The organism is Nitrincola sp. A-D6 (genome assembly GCF_000764495.1).
GTDB lineage: Bacteria > Pseudomonadota > Gammaproteobacteria > Pseudomonadales > Balneatricaceae > Nitrincola.
Window position 1 is genome coordinate 60,791 of sequence record NZ_JRLB01000015.1, and the last position, 22,782, is coordinate 83,572.

Here is a 22,782-nt window from a genome sequence, read left to right on the forward strand (position 1 = left end):
ATTCACCTCATAGCTTTACTTAAAACTACTGACATATAAAGAGCGGTATAAATACACACAAATACCACCAATTAATACAATTGGTACAGAAAACGAGAGCAGATCAATGTTGCCATAAGACGCAAGTATGGTTTTCAGGGGAATAACCAGTTCATGGAGTACAAAGATCGGGAAGGCCAGCATGCCAGTTACAGCCAGTAACTGAAAGCCTAATCGGTAAACCGGCTTTAGCCTATCATAGTAACCCAGGCTCCATTCAATTAGTGCTATCAAAATCATGACAACACCCGCATACGTCAACCAACGCCAGATAAAATTGGTAGACACTGGCCAGACAAACCAGCTGTCTATACCCGTCTGATGAATTGACATAACAATACCCAGTAAAAGCAATACCGCACCCACCGGAAACAAGTAGCTCAGATCACTGAATATCTGCTTGCAGCGAAAAATCGTTAAGCCCACAGCCATTCCCAGTAAACTTCCGGACAACATTTGAAAGTAAGCATATTTGGCCGAAAACAGCAGTTTGACGAACTCTGCAACTCCCTCCGTCTGGAAGGAACCCATAGGTTTAAACACTATCAGGTCCAATAGATAAACTAATAGTGCGATCATCAGGGCTCCGATAACTTCAAACCGAAAACGTGACAGCAAATAGAAGATCGGATATAGACTAGCCGTGACTAACAAATAATAAGTCAAAACAGAGTAAAAAGAATTGCTGAAGTCTGTCAGGGTTATATCAATACCTTGTCTGGTCTTCTCCCAGAAAAATATTAACCCCATAATTAAGATACCCGTCAACAGCAGGGAAAAGGTTTTTTTCAAAATACCTTTTAGCCGGACCGGATCATTATGAAATAGTGGATATAAGGCATAGCCAGCTCCGACGCCATAAATAAGGGCAAAGCCAGGTGTTCCCATCGCCAGCAAGGGACCGAAAAAATTAGTAACGGCCTGGGGGTCATTAATTGGGAGACGCTCGAGCACTCCCTGGTGCCAATGAGCAAGAACCACCAATAGCACCATAATGCCACGCACAATATTAATAGACATACTGTTTTTCACAGCCTGTCCACGGATCTGATGCCGAGTTCCGCCTGCCGTATCTGTTTGAGCCATCCGTTGGGCGATCTCACGAATCGTCAGGCCCTGAAGCAAGCCACGGGATATATCCGATGGCACACCCTGGCGCTCCATCTCGATCAGAGCTGATAAAGCTGATAAAGAGTCACCCCCTATATCATAGAAATTATCATCAGGATCAATATGATCCGTCTTCAATACCTGCTTCCAGATAGACAAAATCTCCTGCTCCTCAGCAGAAAGCCCTGTCGCTGTTGCTTGCAAAGAAGTATCAACTTGCGCTACGGAGTCAGAAATATCCAGTTGCTGCGTTTGCAAATAATTTTCCGCTAATACCTTTCGCTGGACTTTGTTGGTCGTTGTTAACGGAAACTGATCAACCCATTGAATTTTTAATGCCCGGCGATTGTTCACCCCATAACCCAATAAAACCTGGTGCATGACTTCTTGTAGCTGAGAGGTCTCCAGACTAAGCGTATTCAATACAGACAGCAGCACCGCATTTCCCATCAACTCATCGGCAACAGAGGCAATGGCAACACCTTCTTTGATGTTAAGCTTTTCTCTGAAATCCCGCTCCAACGCATCAGGTGACAACTTAATACCACCACAATTAATCAGATCATCGGCGCGGCCTTTATAGAACAGATAACCATCCTTGATTTCACCCAGATCGCTGGTAATAAACCAGCCCTGTGCATCCAGATTATCGACATATTCGCCTTGTATCAGCAGTGTCTTGGCAACATGTGGCCCCCGGATAGCAATCCGCCCACTATCTGTCAGCTTGAACTCTGTTTTTCCATAAGCACATCCGACAGATTCCAGTAAAGGACCTGATACTTTATCAATGCGTAAAAATGTACTGCGAGAGGCTTCAGTTAAACCATAGTGCTGTGCAATGATGGCATTCGGGAACAAGGTTTTAAGTTCTTGTTTTTCTGCCTGACTCATATACTGACTGCCAATTTCAATCCATCGCAGACGTTCAGCTTCTTGGGAAAAGATGTGTTTATGATTCAGTAACACACGCCAGAGGCTTGGCACGGCTGAAACAGCGTTGATCTCATCGTTGCTCAGCATTTCCCGGATTTCGAGAGGGTTAAAGCCATTCTGGGGCAGAAAGCACTCACCACCAGCCAGGCTAACCGCGCGAAAACGCCCCAGGCCAAACGAGAAGTTAGCCGGAACACCAACGTATTCACGTATCTGATCATTAACTTCCATGACCTGATTCAGACGCTCAGAAACATCAGAAAGCGCCTGGTGCGTCAGCAATACCCCTTTAGGCTCCCCCTCAGTTCCTGACGTGAAGGCAATCTGTGCGAGACAATCATCTACAGAGAAATCATAATGTTGGCTAAACCAACCCTTGGTATTGTCAGGTGAAATAACATCTGTCACTCCAACCAGGTCAATACGGCTGTCATCTTCGTCACGAAGCAATACCACGACCTGATTGTTTTGATAACAATCAAACAGGGTTTTCACATATGAAATCGAGTTGACGGAAACTACGCCGACAACCTGCTGATCGCTAATCATCCTGACTCTCCCAGCACTTTCAATTTAATGCCTCCAGTGCTGCATACAGTACCCAGCACCTTAATAAATGCTGCAATTTCAGCATCCTCTACACAGGCATGTTGCACATCTAACTGCACGCAGGATGAGTCCTGCAAGAGTTCGTTGACAAAATTATACAGACGTTCCATCTCTGGATGACTTGGCCTTCCGGACAATACCAAATGCATACCTGTATCAGTATGATAATCGGTGGTTACGCTGCCATTTTCCGAGGGACCAGGCTTAAAACGTAAGGGTAACAGGCGTGCGAATAGCTTGATGGCTAGGATTCCATCGTTCCAATAGCGCTTCCACAGATGCGGCTCCTCCGTAATACGCCACAGCCATTCAAGCCCCACTTTCTGCCACATAAGCGGTGCGCGGCGTACCGTGCCCGCGACAAAATTGACCACGGCACCCAGATGACTGACAACAGGCACCTCCAGTGCATCAAGGTTATGCATGATCCACGCCTGCCCTTTTTTAGCGCCAAGAGAAACAACTAAAAAATCAGCTTCTGCTGCATTGATTTGAGCAATAATATCTGGCGTGCTCATTGATGCAATGTCGCCGCGACCAGGATCAAGAAAACCACAGCAAACAACATGGTCAGATCGATCATTCAATATAGTAGATGCTTTTTCTGCAACCCCAGGATCACCACCAAAGAAAAACACCCGCAACGGTTGACTTTCACTACTGCGACTAACCAGTTCATCAAATAATGAGGACCCTGCTACCCGTTCTGGAATCGGCAGCCTTAACCAACGTGATGCCCAAATAAGCGGCATACCATCGGCCAGACTCAAATCACTAAGCATAACGGATCGGGAAAACACCTCATCGCCACGAGCACTGATCACAAAGTTAAGGTTCGGGGTCGAGATAAAACAGCGCTGTCGCTCACGAATAGCAGCAAATACCCGGTCACAGGCCTGGTCCAGAGTCACGGCATCAAACGGCAGCCCTAAAAGTAACCATTGTTGACGAAAGCGGTATTGCTTTAAAAATCCGGTAGTTTCAGACATGAATTCCTTTTTCCTTATGCGTCATTTCAACCGCTTTCTGTTTTCCATGCAGTAAAGCCCGCATCTGGTATTTTCGCAAAAATTGACGAAATTCTTTGTTTTGATAGCGAGGTTTGGCAGTCAGCGCTGCACGTAACCAACCCCAAAGAATGGCCGCACTGCCAGTGATATAAGGCTTCTCATTCAGGCGGTACACAGCACTGGCCAGCATAAACAGCAAGCTGGTACCCATAAAATACTGTCCATAACCATGGCGCATACGTCCTGTATGAATACCCACCTGGCTACTGCCCATCGGCGCAGGTGTACAAAGCGCAGCTCAGGCTCGTCCCAGCTACAGGCTATCCAGCCATGCATACGACAGGTATGACAATCGATTCCATCCCACATCACTTCGCGAACAAATCCACCAATTTCTTTAAAGCAACTCTGCCGGTATAACTTGGTCATTCCCAACGATGTTTCATCACCATGACGCTCATTTTCCAGACCGTGAGCTGTTTCAACATAAGCCTTACCACTGCAAGTACCAATATTGGGGTTATCTTGCATGCGTTGCAGTAGAATTTCGAAATAGCGCTCAGGTAAACGCAGATCAAGGTCCAGCTTACAAATAAACGCATATTGGTCGACATCAACCGTATTATATCCAGCATAAAAAGCATCGATAACACCCGGACCTACCGCCCTTTTACCACGATTTTCACGGGTGATAATCTGTATCCAGTCATGTTGCACCGCATAGGCTTTCAGAATCTCTGGAGTATCATCGGTTGAACCATCATCTACAATCAGCCACAGGTCAGGCTTTCGGGTTTGTGAGACCATCGTATCCAATGTCTGCCGCATGTATTGCGACTCATCGCGGCATGGAGATATTACCAAGAGTCCATCAGTCATTACTTCACCCCTTGGGTTTGAGATCGATTGAATTCAACGACCAGGCGGTCGACATTACTTTCCAGTGAAAACTCATCAGCTACATGTTGCAAAGCGCGTGCCGTTATTTCATCAAGCTCTTCTCGATTTGCCAATAATCGACCCACTGCATCTTGTAGCGACTGAACATCGCCCTGTTCCGCCAGATACCCTGTAACACCAGGAATAACCAACTCAGGGATACCAGACAAGTTAGTGGTAACAACAGGCACCGACTGAGACATGGCTTCCATCAAAACCACAGGGATACCGTCCATATCCCCGTTTGTATCAATCTTGCACGCCAAAACAAACATATCCAACTGATCGAGCCAGTCACCTACCTGCGAATGCTGCAGCGCACCATCAAAGAGCACCCGATCAGCTATTCCAAGCGTTTTTGCTTGCTGTTGAAGCACTGATTTCAACGGACCATCTCCGGCAATACGTAAGGTAATATCCAACTCAGGGTATTCAGATACCAACGCGGCAAGGGTTTGTAAAAGTATGTCCATGCCCTTTTTTTCAACCAGTCGCCCTAACGAGCCAATAACCAAAGACTTTTTGTCAGACTGAAGATTGGGTGTTTTACGCTTGTAGTTCAATGAAACCCCACACCTGACAATTCCCAGTCGGGATTCGGGCACTCCCTGACCTTTAAGAAACGTCAGGTTGTAGTCAGAAATCGTAAAGAACTTTGCTGAACGTTCAGCCTTTAAGGCTAAAAGCAAACCACGTTCAAAAATATCATTGGCATGTGACGTTACAGTGAAAGGCACGCCCGTCATTGCTGACGCGTACATCGCCACTTGTGTAGGCACATGGGCAAAGTGCACATGTACATGACTGATCTTATTTTTAATCAACGCATCAGCAAGATTAACAGCGGCCAGAAACTGAAAACACAGTTTTGCGCGCGTGCGCAAACCGGATAGTTGACGCATATCAGAAACCAAGGCACGCAAACCCAGACTTACCCGAATACCTGGTCGAAGCATATTCCGAATTGCCTTCAGGCCTACAGCAAAATAACCATCGGCATAAAGATACTGGGTTTTATCACGCAGGGCTTGTTGATCCGGCGCCGGATCATGAGGGCGATGCAAGGAAAAACTACACACGCTGATGCCACGCCTCTGTAACTCATGTATTTCCTGATACACAAACGTAGCGGAGCGTGCCGGTATTTCGGGTGCCAGATATGCAATCGTCATAGCGCGTCACTTATATTCCATTAATTTAACTTGCTTATGGGTAATCAGTTCCCAGATGGCTTTGGACATACCCTGAAACTCAGCAAACTTAATCAGCAGCATATACAAAGCAAATTTTGGCCGAAGTTGCTTATTCAGTTGGGGATTACGTAAATACACTTTAAGAAAGAGCATTGGATAAAGTAATAGCACTAACAACAGCCAATCATGCGTTGTAAATAAACCTAACAAAATCAGCAGCGGTAGTAGACCCGCCCAGACCAGTGTACGAAGCACATTTTTTTTCCAGATTTGCACTGAACTGTTACGATGCAGCCAGAACACACGAAAATAAGCATAGCCCCCTCGTGCACCACGCTTCCACCACTGACCGAGTCGACTGATCGCCGCATCATGCAATGTCATTTCTTCATCCAGACGGAATATTTTCCAACCCTGCATACGCAAACGGTGACACATTTCCGGTTCTTCACCAGCAATAAGATTAGCATTGTAGGCATTCACCTCATGCAGGGCTTTAATGCGCATCAGCGCATCACCACCACAGGCTGTTGCTTCACCTACAGGGGTATTCCATTCAATATCACACAAGCGGTTATAAACTGAAGCATCTGGGTAACGCTCACGCCTACGTCCACACACCACAGCAACACCCGAATTGGCTTCCAGATAGGCTGCAGCCGCATTTGGCCAACTGGGAACCAATTCACAGTCGCCATCAATAAACTGCACATATTCAAGATCTGGCTGTATCTGGTATAACTGCGTCAATCCTTCATTGCGTGCACGTGCAGCGGTAAAGGGCTTAGTCATATCCAGATTAACTACCTGAGCCCCTGAGGCCTCTGCATTTTGCACGCTCTGGTCCGTGGAGCCAGAGTCAACATAGACTACCTGAGCAAACGCCTCGCATACTGATTCAAGGCAGCGGACAAGTCGCTCACCTTCATTACGGCCAATGATTACGCAGCCGGCATTAGTCAGCACGGTTAGCTCCTTTCATATTATCCAGATCCTTACGCGGAAAGATTTCAGCACGAGGTAACTTAACGATTGAGCCTGATGGTACATCAAAGCTGACCACACTATTGGCTCCGATAATGACATCATCACCTATCATTATATTGCCCACTATCACGGCACCGGCACCTATATCGACCCGGTTACCTATAATAGGTCGGCCATTGGGATCTTTAACTGTTTTAATACCAACTGTGGTATTTTGTCGAATTACCACATCATCACCAATCTGCCTGGCATTAATGATAATCCCGCCAAAATGTTCAATTTTGACTCTGCGACCCACTTTAACAATATAATCCAACTGAATACCACAGAAAACCTGACACCACTGTCGTAAAAAAAGATAGATAAGTGTTAATGGGGCCCTGATTATCTTGTTTTTAAATGACATACGCCAGTTACCAAATCTATGGCAAAACAGCGCAAAAAAACCTTGATTAAAGATATGCCTGCCATGAACAGCATAATCTTCTTTAACCAAGTGATAAAAACTTAGTTCATGTGGATTTTCGTTGTTTCTACCATCAGAAACTGGCGGTGACATTTCTGACATCACTTATTCCCCAGAATAGCATAGCGCCAAAATCTTGCGATGGAATGTCCATCGTTAGGCTTGCGTTTTTTAATAAAAAAAGAAAGTATGTTATTGAAAGTTCGACCCGCTATCCATGCGATACCACACATTACAGCTTTGGCTTTAGAGTAATTTTTAAAATAAAAACGATGCCAGGATTGATACCAGTACACAGGAATAGACGATTTTTCCACTTTATTATTCACTATACCAGTTGAGACACCAGCAATATGTACAACCTTGGATTGTGTTGCTACCAAGACTGGTATTTGTTGTTCTCGTGCTCTCTTCATATAATCGACTTCTTCATAATAAAGAAAGTACTGCTCATCCATTTCACCCAACGTTTCATAGACTTTTAATGGAACTAAGAAACCAGCACCACAAACCCAGTCACATGGCACTATTGATTCGTTTGTTGGTAGTACCAATGACGCTGCCGGAAACAGACGAGATACAAGCCCGATATTTGCGCCACGATTAAATTCTGAAATAATAGAAGGAAAACGGAAAGCAGATGCTGTCTTGTTCCCCGCCTCGTCTAACATTTGAGAACCTACAATACAGCAATCAGACATTTGTTTTGCATTTTTAACCGCCTCCTCAATTGCACCATTTTCTGGAACAGCATCAGGATTCAAGAGGTAAAAATAGTCAGGTTCAAATCCTGATTCAAGTGCTTTTGCAATGCCTAAATTATTACCGTATGCAAAACCACCATTTACATTTGATCTAATCAAATCAACATCAACAATATTTTTTGAATTAATCAAACCATCAAGAATAGAATATGAATCATCAGTCGACTTATTATCAACAATAAAAAGCTTGGCATTAACACCACGAGAACATTCTATAATCCTAGACAAATTATCAGATAATAACTGCCCTGCATTATAGTTAACTAATACAATGGCAACATTCGACTTATATATCATAGAAAATCATCCTTCGATGCTCATCATAGAAAAATTTAACGCGAAGTTTATTTAATTCACTTTCAAATTTGGGATCGAAGCCCCCTTCACGTTGACAAATCAAGTCATACCAAGGATAAGATCTGGATTTTAGGTCTAAACGCTCGACCAAATCACTTAACGCACCAATAACACGCGCAGGATTCCCTGCAACTACGCTATTTTCTGGCACATCTTTGGTCACGACAGCACCAGCAGCCACAACTGCATTTGGCCCGATTGTAACTCCAGGCAAAACTATAGCCTGGTGACCCACAAATACATTGTCGAGAATTTTAACAGGTGCAACTCTATCAAGTTTTTTATTATAAGCTTTAGACAGCATTTGAATTGAGCCATCATGTGCAATGATACTACAAGCTCCAAGTTGGACATTATTACCAATGTACGTAAGATATGGATCAGTAATATTCGTAAACACTCTAATAGAGCAAAAATCACCAATATTAATAAAATCACCACGCTTCCGCAAATACAAAGAGTACTCATTACCACTTGGTTTATAAAATTTAATATACAGCTTAGTAAAAATTGAAAACCTATATGAGAGACTAATAATTAATTTTTTGATCATGAAATAACACCCGACATACTTAAAAACAATAAATTAGCACAAAAACCAGTCCCTAGACCTAAAATACCACCGAAACAAAGTTTTTTTAAATCAATACAAAATTTACCAATAAAGAAATACTCAATGAATATTGAAGAAATATATCTTATCAATTCAAAAATAACAAACATAATTAGAAAAATTTCAAAGCTATAAAAATACAAACCTGTATATAGAATGGCATAACAAACTAGCACCGATATACCATTATAAAAAGCAACAAATTTTGAATTCCCTTTCACCAATAGTAACTGTAGAACAACTTCAGAAGATTTCCCAAGAATAGTAAATGATAGTATCGACAAAATAAATCCAGCATAAATATATCTTTCATCATACAACAGACCAATAAATGACTCTGCTGATAAAAAAATAACAAGAGATAACGCAATCAAAATAGCATCTATTTTGGATTTGGACTTCTGATAGTATAAATTCAAATCACCATCATTATTTTGAAGATGTGAAAGCGCCGAAAAATAAACTCTTATAAAAAACTTACTTACCACTTCCTTCAGTGAAACTAGAATAAAAGCAGCTATAGCATAAATACCTAGAGTTTCAGCATCCAAATTAAAGCTAAGTAAAAACCTGTCCGCTCCCAATAACAAGAAACCCATTACAGAAGATAAAACAATCCATTTCCCATAACTCCATATTTGTAAAGCACTCTCACGACAAAATCCTGGAACCACATAATAATTACTAATTAAATATGACAATACCACTTTAGAAAAAATACTCACAGTAGCAGAAAATGCAAGCACAACTATACTATTCCCATAAATATAATATAGAAATAAAGCACTAAAAAACCCTAAAACTTGAGATAAAAATTCTATAAAAAATATTTTTTTTGCTGAAATTTTCTCTGAAGTAAATATATTCCAGGTGACTGAAAACCCGCTAGTAAAGGCGCAATAGAAATAATTAATAGAGCCATCGAGAGCTCAGGCAAACTATAAATAGTTCCTGCAACAAAGCTCATGGAATAAATCTGTGTAGATAAATATGCCATAAGCAATACAACTAAAAATATTCCAAAACCCCTAACTAACTGAATCGAAAAAATAGTTGGTAGAATTTTGTTTAGATTTTCAGCTGATGATTTAACAACACTTTGTTGCAAACCAGCATCAGTCAATAAATTAAGTCCTGTCCATATAAGTATTACAATTGACATTACACCAAAATACTCTGGAACCAGTAGGCGCGTGAGTATCAAATTAGAAAGCAAACGCAAAAACTGACTTGAAAAACTAGCTAACACCAACCATATAGTTGCTGACTTAACATTCTGACTAAGATTTTTTCTATTAGCTGACATTGTCATTAATCCGAGCAGTCTTCACAGATTTAACCTCATCTAATGCCAAGACACACATCCCCGTTATAAGTGCATACAAGATGAATACGAACGCACCTAGATGCCCTATACTTGATACAGTACTGACTACAAAAACATGAGTTAATATAAATGACATTAAAAAATTAAACTTCAAAGACATATCTTGTCTAACTCGATCAAATCTATAAAACTTATAGCTTTTATAAAAAACTCTTAACGGAATATAAATTATCAACAGATGTGCTAACAACCCTATAGAACCGTAATATAGAAGAATTGCTAAATATGAATTAACCAAATCAACAATACCTTCCCCTTGGACTATTTCAAGCATTTCTGGCCGCTTAAGGAATATATTCTGGGGCTCCCCCAAAATTGGATTTTCCTTTATAACTTTCCAGCTTTGTTCAATCAGGCGAACCCGATACATAACCTCTTGCTGCTCATCATTAAACCAAGGCAAAAGTCCAATAAATCGATTGATTTGACCTGCAATTATTAAACCTAACACTGCAGCAACACCAGCAACTGATAAATAGATAAAGTTTCGTGCTTTAGCATTAGAAAAAGTAACCATAAATAAAAACACAAAGAGAACAGTCCCAACCCAGGGGGCTCTAGATGAGCTAGAGTATAGAGCAAGCAGAAGCATCAGAATAATGCCAATATTCATTATTACCGATAGATTAATTTTCTTATAAAGATAAATATATATTGAAAAAAACAACATCATAAAATACCCAGAAACAATTGCCTGAGTAAAAATAGAAGTTGCCCTAATATATCCTTCTCGATATCTAATTTGAAGCATGCCTCCATGCGCCCCTATCCATCTATCCGTTGCATTATAAAGACGCCATGAAGTAGCGAATTCAAAAACAGTTACCAATGCTTGATATAAACCAATAAATAACACCATCAATAAAAAAATATCAAAATTATTATTAACCCTAACTCTCCTGGATATAACAACATAAGGTATATATATGCCAGAAAAAACAACAATTATTTCTTTTAAAATAATTGTGAGACTAAGCGTTTCCCTGTATGAGTTAAAAACTATCAAAAACATAATGACAAAAATACATTTATCAGCAAGTAATTTACCAAACTTTATATAGTCTGGCTGATGACGTATTTTTAAGTATGCAGGGCCAAGAATGGCTAACCCAAGCACCATTGTAAAATCAACCCGAAGGAAGTTATTTATTCCTGCAAAACCTGGAATAAATGCAAAATACATGGGAATGGTAAATAGAAGATATGCAAAAAGAAACATTCTCTGATCAGGCGTTAGTCTTGAAAAAAAACCAATCAAAATTACTAATGCATATAGAATCCAAACATCACGTATAATAAATATTGAAACATGAAGTACCAACCAATATATAAAGAGTTTTAACGGATTAATTGCACTACCTAATACTGAAACGTCATTAGATTTCCTAAACTTTGATAGTATAATAATCTGTACTGGCAGCATACATAAATATAGAAACACCAGAACTAAAAAAACTCTATATGGTAGATCCACTAAAAATATCCTTAATTTCTATCTGTTAAATAACAGATATTTTCATAACAACCCACTTCCTATTATTTCCCTGTTCAAAACTGAATAAACTGTATATTTCACCTATCTCAGTTGGAATACCCCTATAACCAATACTATTTGATGTTATAGAAATATCAAGACCCTTTGTGTCTGTAGTTGACACTAACCGAATATTATCCATGTCATCTTCTACGTATTCTTCACTATATTGTTGATGTTGCATTGCGTTATTTAATTGAAAACTTTGAAATGCTTCTGAATACGGTAGGGTAACAGGATCTTGTTCTTGTTCATTTTCCATCCAGGCTAATACAGCCTCGTATTTAGGTGCATTCACCCTTGTATCGCTAAAACGTCTAACATGCCCCCACTGCCCCCACTTGCCCCAACGATTTTGTAATGTGAATGGCATATGCATATGCAAGCCTTTCGCTGCAGCGATATTTAATTGAATTGCATAAACTTCCTTAATGCGTGGATGTTCATTCATTCGCATAATAAATTCGGTTATACCGGAATTTCGTTTATCTGCATCATCATATCGATGTGTATATATTGATGGGCCGCCTTCATATGCGACAACAGGAATTGATCTATTAAATTCTTGATTCAGAAAACCTTGTAAATCTTCTCTGAACCCTCCTATAACTCCCGTTAAATCTGGTCCTGCACCTTCTGTCTCATCCCCAGACAGTACACGAAATATCCATTCTTCCATAATTTCATCTAAATTTTCTTTTAACCGATCGCTCTGCCAATAAGAGTGAACTTCAGGAAAAGTTACGAAATCTAAATCGCCATTATACCGTTCATATTGATCATTCATCATAAACCAATGATCGCCAGTTTCAGCAGTTGCTCGCGCTTTTTCAACCGCCCAATCCTGAATTCCATTACCAAAATAGACTGTTACAGCTTGCACCTCAGGTTCGATATTTAACCCCTGACTGTAAATGTATCGACCCATTTCTTTGGCGAAATTTTCCACATACCAACGCGACCCGGTATGTAATGCTGCAACATTAACAACTCGCTCTGAATCTTCGAATGTCTCATCAAAAATATTCCAGACATCAACAAATTTTCGTGCGTTAAACTGTGATTTATCTATACCGATTTTATTACCTTCTATTTCTGCATAATCTCCCTGAGGGAATGAGTTGCCACGGCTCCAAACCTCATTTGAATATTCAACCCAAACTCGTTGTCCCGCGTTAAGGCCCGACCAAACTGGTTGGTCAACATTTGTTGTGTAAGGAGACTCACCATCAGAACCATATTTGATTAATAAAGCCAAATTACGTATGTAGTCTTCAGTTGCCATATGGGGAACATTGATCCAAAGATCATGGCCTGATGTATTAGCCATATTTACCAAGTGTTCCCATGCAACTCCAGTGCGTCGACCTCCTCGCACTTCCTTTCCATTAACCAAATTACCAGGAACTGGCGAACGGGTATTGAGAACACCCACTGAAAATATATGACCAGGCAACCGCCTATCCTGCCAATCTTGTTCAGGAGAGCCATTGGTATCAGTTAATCCCATTGTCCTAATTACGGAATCATCAATATCATGGAGTCGATCAAGAAAATCTGGATGCCAGAAATCGGCATCAGTTAATGATTTGTTCATTCGATCTGCTGGATCAGGTAAAAACGCACGAATATTTCTAGGAGGATTATCAGGATTTATTTCATTGAACTCTATCCAAAATTGTTCGTTACCAGTGAGCCTGTAGGCCCTTATTCCATTTTCAAGAATCCCTGTAGCTTGGCCGTTGGACAGCTCATCAACAAATAACCGCTCAGCTCTATTTATGCGCAGGTCTCCCTCTCCTTCCCATACCAGGTAATTAATCCTTCAGGCTTAAAATCACCAGAAAAGCCAGCGGGTATGATTTTTAGTTTTTTATTTGGTTTTAAATAAAGCGGGTTTCCCAACACATCGAATTGAGGATTTTGATATTCACTAATAAACTCTCCCCAATCACGGCCCTCGTATTCAAGCCATGTTCCCTGTTTGATTGCATTGGCATAAATTGAATCTTCCCAGTATCTCAAACTGGTAGGATGGACGCCCAAAACAGGAAATGAACGAGAGGCAACAGCATCAAGACTCACTAGTAAAAGGAACAATAATAGTGCCAACAACACATGTGATCTTGATTTCATATGAACTCCGTTCATTTTAAGTTCTGAAAATACATTAAAGCAGATCCAGGTGATGCTCTTGCTGCAACCACTGACGCACTCTATTTACTTCATCAGTAATGCTTCTGCTTTGACGAATGACAGCAGTGGTACTGCGATCTTCGATCATGTCCATCACCAGATCGGCATCAACCACAGGTTGTTCATCAGCGAAGGCATAGACCAGCGACATATCGCACAGGGTGTTGATACGCCTTGGAACGCCTTCGGCGTAGCAAAAGATCACTCCCATGGCACTTTCGGTAAACAGGGCTATGTCGCCACCGGCACACTGAATCCGGTGCTGGATATAGGCCTTGGTGTCTTCAAAATCCATTGGACGCAGGTTGAACTCTACACCAATACGCTGTGCAAACTGGGTGAGTTCCGGTTGATTGAGCTTTTCAATCAACTCAGGCTGGCCAATAAGCATCATCTGCAAATAGATTTCACCGGCCACATTGATATTGGAGATTAGTCGCAATTCCTCCAATATTTCTGTGGTCAGATTTTGCGCTTCATCGATGATCAGGATGATATGCTTACCATCGCTGTATTGATCGATTACATAATCGGTGAAGGCTCGCAAACGTTGGGCGTTATCCTTGAACTCACCTTTGATTTCAAACGCATCCAGCACCCAGGACATCAGATCACCAAAAGCCGCATGGGTATTGCTGATCACGCCAACCACGGTATCCTCATCCATTTTGCCGATCAAATGATGCACCAGGGTTGTTTTACCGGCACCGATATCACCGGTGATCACAGTAAACCCTGCATGGCTCATCAAGCCATACTCCAGCATGGTTTGGGCACGGGTGTGGTTCTTGCTGAGGTATAAATAGGCCGGGTCTGGTGTCAGACTGAACGGCTTCTCTTTTAATCCGAAAAACTCTCTATACATGCCTGAACCTATTCCTGTCCTTTACTGGCGAATTTTTCGGACGATTTATTCAATACCGTTCCGATCACATTGGTAATGGAGATCAACTCACGTGAGCGTTCTATCTGGTCACGGGTATTTTCTCCATCGCCGACAATCATTAACACCGCGTCCAGGTCTCCGAGCACGTTTAACGCGTCATCTGTAGGCAGAACGGCGGGCAGATCATAAATCACGATTCTGGATTTATAACGTTTTTTAGTTTCGCGGATAAAGGCTTTCATGCGCGGGGTCGACAGAAGCTCTGAGGTATTTCCCTCCGCTACGCCACCCGGTACAACCACCAGGCGTTCGATGCCTGGATTGACCATCAGCTCTGAAAGTTCGGCTTTGCCTTTGAGGTAATCATACATATTTTTTTCCGGCTGCAGGCCGAAGTTGGAGGCTATGCTGGGATTGCGCAGATTCAGGTCCACCAGCAATACGGTCTGGTTCACTTCCATAGACAGCGCAACCGCCAGATTACAGGCGACCAGACTTTTACCACTTTCTTCGGTAGGCGAGGTGATTGCCAGGGTATTCCAGCCATTGGTGCGCATTTTGTGAATGATTTTGGTGCGCAGTGTTCTGAAAATCTGCGCACGCGGGTCATTTGCAAAACCGGCAATAATGCGGTTTTTTTCCAGGGTTTCCCGCGGCAGTTCCACCACGCGGGTTTGCGAATAATTGATCATTTCCAGCGGTGACACGTGCGCCGATATATTGCCACGCTGCTCTGCGCGCTTCTCTTTGGCTTTTTCTAATGCTTTCTGAAGTCGAAACATCCTGATTCTCTCATTAGATTTGCGTGGTTTACATCAGGTTGATGCGGCCCATGACTTTGAGCCAGAGAATATCCAGGCTCATTACAAAAAAGTGCACGGCGGCCACGCCTGCAATCACAATTAATACCGCAATAACAGCATAGCTAATGTGCCGTGCTCGCCGTATCAGATCATCCTTATGGGTCATAATCATCGGTATGGTGATTAGCGGGTCGGCACCGAGAATACCTGATAGCCGACGTGACCCACGAATGCCTCCGTCCAGCATTTCCACCAACAACATAAGCCCTACACCGAAACCACCGGCAAGCATAATCCCCATGGCTGCAATTTTTTTACGGTTAGGCTTCACCGGATCGGCAGGTGCCAGCGGCGGCTCCAACAGCACGAAGCTTTCTCCACGGTTTTCCGTTTCCAGATTCTGAGATATTTCTGCTTCCAGCTCTTTTGAACGTAGCTCATTGTATTTACGCAACTCGCTTTCATAGTCGCGGGTCAGATCCTCATAGCCACGTTGCACCTGAGGTGTTTGTGCCACACGCTCACGGTATTCATCCACTTCCTGCTGCACCCGCTCACGTTGCGTTTGCATACGCACCAGATCACGCTGCAGGGATTCAATCTGTAAGCTGATCTGGCGGTATTGCGGATTTTCTATCTGCCCTGCCGGACTGCTGCTGCCTACCGTTTCACGCAGCGCTTCAATTTGTCCCTTAAGACGAATGACATCCGGATGCGCATCGGAATAACGGTTGGACAGTTGTGCCAGCTCATTTTGGAGTGCGGCCAGGCGTTGAGGGCCGCTCATTTCCGCACCACTAACCGGGGCTTGCAGGTAACGGTTCATGCCCGACAGTTCGATGCCCAACAGGTGCAGCTGGTCTTTGATCTGGGCTTCCTGATTCTGAATACCCAACAAGCGCTCTTCGCCACGTTCAATCATCGACAGGTTAAAATTAAGCATTTCCGGCAGGCTGTTACTGAACTCGGATTTAAATTGCGCGATACGGTCTTCCAGCACCTGTACACGGGTACGCATACGGTTGGCTTCTTCACGAATAAAGGTGGTGGTTTCGGTGGCCCTGTCGGTACGCACTCTGACGTTTTCACTCAAAAAGGTAGTGACCAGATCATTGGCAACAGCCTGAGCCTTGGCAGAGACTGGATCATAAAACGCGACAGTAAAGGCTATGTTTGCGGTGGTAGCACGCCCGCGGGTCGGGTCCATAACCTTTGCGCTGACCATGTTCACGGATACATTGCTGCGAAACTTCTGTGCAATCTGTGTTGGTGAGGCTTTTTGGCGCAGGTCCGGATAGAGATTGTGTTTCTGCACCGCTTCTTGAATCAACGCGGTCGTAAGCACGCGTTGCTCTATCACCTTGATCTGCTCTTCAGCAAAACTGGTGACGGTACTGCGCACCAGATCACTGGGGATGTCCTGGCTTTCGATCAGAATAACACCCTGCGAACGGTAGATTGGCGGCAGCGTTAGGGCGATAGCAATTGCCACCAATGCCAGTATGGGAAAGGTCAGGATGAAATAATATTTACGACGCCGGAGCAGATCCAAATAATCCGACAGGCCTTTTTCATTTTCATCGAACACTGAGGTCATCCTATTGACTGAAAGGTAAGTTAAAACTTGTAAACAAGGTTCATTTGAATTTGATTGGACTCGGCACTGGGTTCGTTAGTCCGTGTCTGGTACTTAAAGTCATAGCGAGCGCCCCATGTCAGACTCTGGCTAAGCTGGCGATTATAGGAGGGGGAAATGGATGCAAATTCGCGCGTTTGTGTGTCATCCGTTGATTTTAACCAGCTTCCGTTAAGACTAAAGCTACTCAAATCACTCAGTTCATAGCGCCAGCCCAGTGTGAGCCGATCCTGCTCGCGCACTGCGCCATCACTGGAGGGTGACAGATCGCGGCTGTAAGACGCATTATAAGTGCTTTGCAGCGACTTGTGAGTCCATTGCACACTGGCAAGGCTGCCGCTATTGGTACTTTGCGTGGACTGATTCAGCAGCACATTGCGTTCTTCAAGATCCTGCCAGTTAGCCCCCAGTAATGCGGTTATAGAGGTGCGTTCAGACCAGTTATAGGTCGCCCCCAATGAAGCCCGCCAAATATCCGAGTTGGTTTCAGTTGCTAAGCCCTGCGCTTCATAATTGGTGTAAGACAGATTGGCGCGCAGAATGGTACGCTCACTTAGATCATGCGCCCAGTTACCGCCCAGGCTATAGCTTTGGTTGTCACTGGATGTGGCTTCGCTGTACTGACGCTCGGTGTAACCGAAAGTTAGCCCAATACTATCGCGTTGCGTCAACTGGTAATTATAGGCAGGGGCAAAAGTGTAGGTTTTGACCGTGTTGCGTGTTGAGAAATCACCCAGATCTTCTTCTGCGTCTTCACGCTGCTCCGTCTCGGTGTAACCTATATTCAGGCTCAACAAGGCTCTTTCCCTGATCCAGGCCTGCTGCCAGCTGAGCCTGGGGTCCTGGCTGTTGTAGCGACTGAAATCGGAATAGCGCTTGATTGCAACAGAACCGGTCAGGCTACTGGTATAGGTTTGAGTACGGTAGTAGCCCGTTAGTGTAGGCGTAAGCACATAGGACAGGGTACTTTGAGCATCTTCTTCGAATAGAAAGTTGTCATCATAACCCAGCGTCTGGGATATGGAACCTTCGATGCCGGTATCGGCCGCCATCAGCATTGAGGAGAGTGGCAAACAGATTAGCAGGCTGTATAAATTCCATTTCATCATCAACTACGCCTTTGTTCAGGGAACGATAATCACATCACCGGCACGCAGACTATGATTGTGGCTCAAATCACCGCCACGTTCGATAGCTGAATAATCTACCGGCAACAGGGTTTTCTCTGCGCCCTGCTCACGGATAATCTGGATACGTCCGGTTGAAGCAAAGGGGGTAAAACCACCCGCCAGTGCCAGCGCCTGTACCACCGACAGATCACGTGACATAAGAATAGGGCCCGGATTATTAACCTGACCAAATACAAACGCCACATTACCGCTAACGGCGGTGACGCTGACACTTACCTGAGGTTCGGTAATATATTCTTCCAGATGCTCGGCAAGTAATTTTTCCAGTACTTCAGCACTCTGACCGGCTGCCATGACATGGCCCACCAGCGGATAGGAGATACGTCCATCGGGCAGTACCACCAACTGACGATTCAGCTCTTCTTCCCGCCAGACAGAGATCAGCAGCTCATCGCCCGGTTGTAGTCGATATTCATTTGAATCAGAAGCGGAAACCCAGCCAGCCGGTAGAGCCAGCAACAAAACCAATCCGGTTATCAAGCGCTTTAGCATACATTAACTCCCTCTATACGTTTATTCTTACTGTGCCTGCATAATGTTCGTTATTCAGGTAGTTTTTCAAATAAAAAGGGGCCCGACAAGCCCCTTTTTAAATCAGCAAAACACTTAGCTGCTACAGCCTGCATGTTTTCCTTCTTTGAACGACGACGCAGCGCCAGTCCACCTAACAGAACTGAACCAAACAGCCATACAGCGGCTGGCAGTGGTACTTCTGAAACAGCTGGTGGGTAAGCGAAACCAACAGTGAAGCTGTTGATTGCAGATGTACCAGTCATGATAAGGTTATAGACAATACCGCTGGACATAGTGAACAGTGAAGATACAACAGAGTTATCTGCATTGTTACTGGTCAGTACAGTGGTGCTGGAACCGTCAAAAATAGACAGCGACCAGTCAAGCAACGTAGAAGATACGTTAAAGTTAACCAGCCCCATAGACGCCCCTGTCAATACAGTATCCCATGAGACAGAAGTGGCTTCTCCAGGAACAAACTCTGAACCAAAGGTATATTGTGTAGCTGGTAGATTGATAGAAAGCACATCGCCTGAACCTGCCAGTACCGTCGGGTTATTGATAGAGACACTTGCCGCCGAAGCTGCAAATGATGCCAGCATCAGCACAGCACCCAGTAAAAATTTTTCATTGTTGAATCCTCAACTCTTGCATTTAAATGAACTCATGAATTCGAAAGGCTTGGGCTAGGACTGCTACACCCGACACCTTTATAGACACATCCGTGTCACTAGAGATTATAAAGAAGCTTACCCCATAAACAACCCTGTACCATGGTACAATGTTGCTATGCAACAATATGTAACAGCAACATTCAAATCAGCACTATTACTGTGCGTCAATCCGCATAAACCAGATAGAGTGCAGGATTATAGTCAGGTATATTTTAGTGCAGATTAGCACATAATTAAACAGATGTTTAGTTAAATAGTGCAATGCAAAAAAAGAGACTCAGTGAGCCTCTTTGAATTGTACGAGATATGTTTCGGTTTCAGGCAGCCACAGGCCCCTGAGGAGCCTTCCGGCGACGCATTGCTAATCCACCCAGCAAAACCGAACCAAACAACCAGATTGCAGCAGGTAGCGGCACTTCAGATATGGCTGGCGGGTATGAGAAACCAACCGTGAAGCTGGTAATTGCCGCTGTACCAGTAATGATAATGTTATACACAGTGCCGCTCATCATGGTGAACAACGAGGAAACCAATGTATTGGCATTATTACCACTAGTCAGTACTGTTGTTGAAAGACCATCGAAGATAGAAAAGGTCCAGTTAACCAGCGTAGATGACACAGAGAAATCAACCTGAGCCAGTGCTGCACCGGTAAGCTCGGTGTCCATAGACACAGAAACCGCTTCACCGGCAACAAAGTTACTACCAAAGGTATATTGCGTACCAGGAACAGCGAAGGTTACAACTCCCCCACTTCCCGTCGTTACAGTTGGATTGGTGATGGATACACTTGCCGCCGAAGCTGCAAATGATGCCAACATCAACATAACACCTAATAAAAATTTTTTCATAGTTGAATCCTCAACTTTTTTGCATATATTGAACTCATGAATTCAAGAGGTTGGGCTAGGACTACTACACCCATTGGCCTCTATAGACAGATCCTTGTCACTCATGATTATAAGGGAACGCAAGACGTAACAACCCTGTACCGAGGTACAGTGCTGCAATGCAACAAATTGGACCACTCTCACACTAATCAGCGCTATAACTAAGCACTACTCTATATAAAACCAGTAAAATCAAGTCATAACTCCAGGCTTACTTTAGTGCATGCTGATACAACGTAAAAAAGGGACTCATTGAGCCCCTTTTTACAACACGTAATATTATGATATCAGGCCGCTACAGGCACTTGACGGGATTTATTACGGCGGCGCATGGCCAATCCACCCAGCAGGACAGAACCAAATAACCAGACTGCGGCAGGCAGAGGGGTTTCTGTGAGACCAGCAGAAACAAACTGAATTGTTGTCGTTGGAACGCCAGTAAACGTTCCTTCCATCATAAATGTGTAGACAAGGCCTCCTATCAGGTTGACGGAAATAGGACCATGGGCACTGGAACCAACTATCTGGTTACTGGTAAAAGTATCCAGCACAACTAAACCTGGCGACAAGACTGACAAAGTCCAATCATCACTAGCCGTTACAGATACGTCAATATCACCGAAAATACTATACGACGTATCCGCTACAACGTCCCACTCCGCACTGAAAGGGCCCGTTGCATCATTAGATACAATAGTGGAAAAACTGGTCAGCGTTCCATTATCAACAGATATAGATCCATGATCATGATACCCCGTCGAGTTAGTCACTGATGTTGATGTCAGATTGATTGATGCCGCCGAAACGGCAAACGACGCCAGCATTAGCATGGCACCTAGTAGTAGTTTTTTCATAGCTTAAACCTCAACTTCTTATCTTTATATAAACTCATTAACTCTAAAGGCGCGGGCTAGGACTACTACACCCAACACCTTTATAGACACCTACGTGTCACCGTGGAGTATAGAAAAACATAAACCAGATTCAAGCCGCTACCACAGCAAAATACAACAATTTAATCTTAAAAATCAATAAGTTAATATTTTTGCAATGCAAAAAAAAGAGGCTCAGAGAGCCTCTTTTATAATGGGTAATACTTTAATATCAGATAGCTGCAGGCATCTGACGGGCTTTACGGCGGCGCAATGCCAATCCACCCATTAATACAGAGCCAAACAACCATACCGCGGCGGGTAATGGGGTTTCGGCGATCTGGATATTGCTTAGTGCCAAGGAAGTTGTGAAAGACTTGCTGGCAAAGGGATTAAAGCTCATAGCACCTGCGATTACCGCTGTCAGGGTATCCCCTGCCGAAATCATCAGGCCCGCAAATACAGATCCCAATGAACCAGAGGTCAGTAGATCACCGCCACTGTTCAGTATAGAAACTGTCCAGGAAGACATTCCTGATGTACCGGTAGCATTGACTCCCAGCGAGAAGCTGGCATCAACATCCGAACTTAACTGCCAGGAAGTGCTTAACGGTCCTCCCAAAATAGCATAACCAGACTGAATAGTATCAGTACGCAGTGTGTCGGTCAGTGCCGTGTTGGTAAAACCGGGCGTTCCCCAATAGAAAGACCCAGGAGAGACCGTCGGATTCCCAATAGTGATGGGGGCAGCCGATACCGCAAAAGATGCCATCATCAAAATCAGACCAAGTAAAAGTTTTTGCATATGTTGAGTCCTCAACGTAATTTCCATTTTCGTGAATGCATGAATAAACAGCGGCCAGAGCTAGGACTACTACACCCCGCACCCCTGAGTGACACTCAGTGTCGAAATCGATTATATGCTCATTTTTTAAACAATATAAGCCTGTACCAAAGTACATCGACATGAAAAATTTGCAGTTAAACTATTGTTTCATATATACAATTCAACGAGAGGGCTTGAAAATTCCGTGATAAATAAAACAAACGTTCCAAATAGCAAATAACACCTTAATACTTATGGTTTTTCTATATAAATATAATTTTCGCCGATAAATAAATTACCCCCCCTGTAGGAGCCCGGTCTCCGGGCGATTGGGGGGGTATTCGCCCGCGGA

At 43.5% G+C, this 22,782-nt stretch carries 21 protein-coding genes and 1 pseudogene; all 22 read right to left on the reverse strand.

Annotated features, from left to right (window positions below; translation table 11 throughout):
* Positions 1-15 precede the first annotated feature (15 nt).
* Positions 16-2,634 (reverse strand): AMP-binding protein, encoded by a 2,619-nt coding sequence (locus LH51_RS18780; protein ID WP_052063417.1) that lies wholly within the window; start codon positions 2,632-2,634, stop codon positions 16-18.
* Positions 2,631-3,683: a WecB/TagA/CpsF family glycosyltransferase gene (locus LH51_RS03865; protein WP_052063418.1), complete on the reverse strand. Its 1,053-nt coding sequence runs from the start codon at positions 3,681-3,683 to the stop codon at positions 2,631-2,633. Before LH51_RS03865 ends, LH51_RS18780 begins: the two co-directional genes overlap by 4 nt.
* On the reverse strand, positions 3,676-3,915 hold the full coding sequence (locus LH51_RS21150; protein ID WP_200881856.1) for a hypothetical protein: 240 nt from the start codon (positions 3,913-3,915) through the stop codon (positions 3,676-3,678). The genes LH51_RS03865 and LH51_RS21150 overlap by 8 nt, the downstream gene beginning before the upstream one ends.
* A complete protein-coding gene (locus LH51_RS03870) occupies positions 3,867-4,583 on the reverse strand; it encodes a glycosyltransferase family 2 protein (RefSeq protein ID WP_200881857.1) in 717 nt (238 codons plus the stop codon). The genes LH51_RS21150 and LH51_RS03870 overlap by 49 nt, the downstream gene beginning before the upstream one ends.
* A complete protein-coding gene (locus tag LH51_RS03875) occupies positions 4,583-5,815 on the reverse strand; it encodes a glycosyltransferase family 4 protein (protein WP_036519884.1) in 1,233 nt (410 codons plus the stop codon). The genes LH51_RS03870 and LH51_RS03875 overlap by 1 nt, the downstream gene beginning before the upstream one ends.
* A 6-nt stretch (positions 5,816-5,821) precedes the next feature.
* A complete protein-coding gene (locus tag LH51_RS03880) occupies positions 5,822-6,802 on the reverse strand; it encodes a glycosyltransferase (protein ID WP_036519885.1) in 981 nt (326 codons plus the stop codon).
* On the reverse strand, positions 6,792-7,391 hold the full coding sequence (locus LH51_RS03885; RefSeq protein WP_081960647.1) for a serine O-acetyltransferase: 600 nt from the start codon (positions 7,389-7,391) through the stop codon (positions 6,792-6,794). The genes LH51_RS03880 and LH51_RS03885 overlap by 11 nt, the downstream gene beginning before the upstream one ends.
* The gene (locus LH51_RS03890) at positions 7,391-8,350 is read right to left on the reverse strand and encodes a glycosyltransferase family 2 protein (protein WP_036519887.1); all 960 of its coding nucleotides are present in this window, start codon (positions 8,348-8,350) and stop codon (positions 7,391-7,393) included. Before LH51_RS03890 ends, LH51_RS03885 begins: the two co-directional genes overlap by 1 nt.
* Positions 8,340-8,963: an acyltransferase gene (locus LH51_RS24005; RefSeq protein WP_036519889.1), complete on the reverse strand. Its 624-nt coding sequence runs from the start codon at positions 8,961-8,963 to the stop codon at positions 8,340-8,342. The genes LH51_RS03890 and LH51_RS24005 overlap by 11 nt, the downstream gene beginning before the upstream one ends.
* A pseudogene (locus LH51_RS03900) lies at positions 8,960-10,335 on the reverse strand (oligosaccharide flippase family protein). The gene LH51_RS24005 and the pseudogene LH51_RS03900 overlap by 4 nt, the downstream one beginning before the upstream one ends.
* A complete protein-coding gene (locus LH51_RS03910) occupies positions 10,319-11,884 on the reverse strand; it encodes an O-antigen ligase family protein (RefSeq protein ID WP_144244166.1) in 1,566 nt (521 codons plus the stop codon). The pseudogene LH51_RS03900 and the gene LH51_RS03910 overlap by 17 nt, the downstream one beginning before the upstream one ends.
* A gap of 25 nt (positions 11,885-11,909) precedes the next feature.
* The gene (locus LH51_RS03915; RefSeq protein WP_036519899.1) at positions 11,910-13,541 is read right to left on the reverse strand and encodes a hypothetical protein; all 1,632 of its coding nucleotides are present in this window, start codon (positions 13,539-13,541) and stop codon (positions 11,910-11,912) included.
* Positions 13,542-13,723: 182 nt separating this feature from the next.
* Entirely contained in the window at positions 13,724-14,080 is a 357-nt protein-coding gene (locus LH51_RS03920; protein ID WP_036519901.1) for a hypothetical protein, read from the reverse strand.
* A 34-nt stretch (positions 14,081-14,114) separates the two neighbouring features.
* Entirely contained in the window at positions 14,115-15,005 is an 891-nt protein-coding gene (locus LH51_RS03925) for an ExeA family protein (RefSeq protein ID WP_036519904.1), read from the reverse strand.
* A gap of 8 nt (positions 15,006-15,013) precedes the next feature.
* The gene (locus tag LH51_RS03930; protein WP_036519913.1) at positions 15,014-15,808 is read right to left on the reverse strand and encodes a CpsD/CapB family tyrosine-protein kinase; all 795 of its coding nucleotides are present in this window, start codon (positions 15,806-15,808) and stop codon (positions 15,014-15,016) included.
* Positions 15,809-15,836: 28 nt separating this feature from the next.
* On the reverse strand, positions 15,837-17,417 hold the full coding sequence (locus tag LH51_RS03935) for a GumC family protein (RefSeq protein ID WP_052063419.1): 1,581 nt from the start codon (positions 17,415-17,417) through the stop codon (positions 15,837-15,839).
* A gap of 29 nt (positions 17,418-17,446) precedes the next feature.
* On the reverse strand, positions 17,447-18,574 hold the full coding sequence (locus LH51_RS03940; RefSeq protein WP_036519919.1) for an autotransporter domain-containing protein: 1,128 nt from the start codon (positions 18,572-18,574) through the stop codon (positions 17,447-17,449).
* Between the two features lie 15 nt (positions 18,575-18,589).
* Complete coding sequence (locus LH51_RS03945; RefSeq protein WP_036519923.1) at positions 18,590-19,147, reverse strand: polysaccharide biosynthesis/export family protein; 558 nt, start codon at positions 19,145-19,147, stop codon at positions 18,590-18,592.
* A gap of 50 nt (positions 19,148-19,197) precedes the next feature.
* On the reverse strand, positions 19,198-19,770 hold the full coding sequence (locus LH51_RS21155) for a VPLPA-CTERM sorting domain-containing protein (RefSeq protein ID WP_036519932.1): 573 nt from the start codon (positions 19,768-19,770) through the stop codon (positions 19,198-19,200).
* A 389-nt stretch (positions 19,771-20,159) separates the two neighbouring features.
* Entirely contained in the window at positions 20,160-20,693 is a 534-nt protein-coding gene (locus tag LH51_RS03955; RefSeq protein WP_036519934.1) for a hypothetical protein, read from the reverse strand.
* Positions 20,694-21,019: 326 nt separating this feature from the next.
* Entirely contained in the window at positions 21,020-21,586 is a 567-nt protein-coding gene (locus tag LH51_RS03960; protein WP_036519937.1) for a VPLPA-CTERM sorting domain-containing protein, read from the reverse strand.
* A 250-nt stretch (positions 21,587-21,836) separates the two neighbouring features.
* Positions 21,837-22,409, reverse strand: a complete 573-nt coding sequence (locus LH51_RS03965; RefSeq protein ID WP_036519939.1) for a hypothetical protein — start codon at positions 22,407-22,409, stop codon at positions 21,837-21,839.
* Positions 22,410-22,782: the final 373 nt, after the last annotated feature.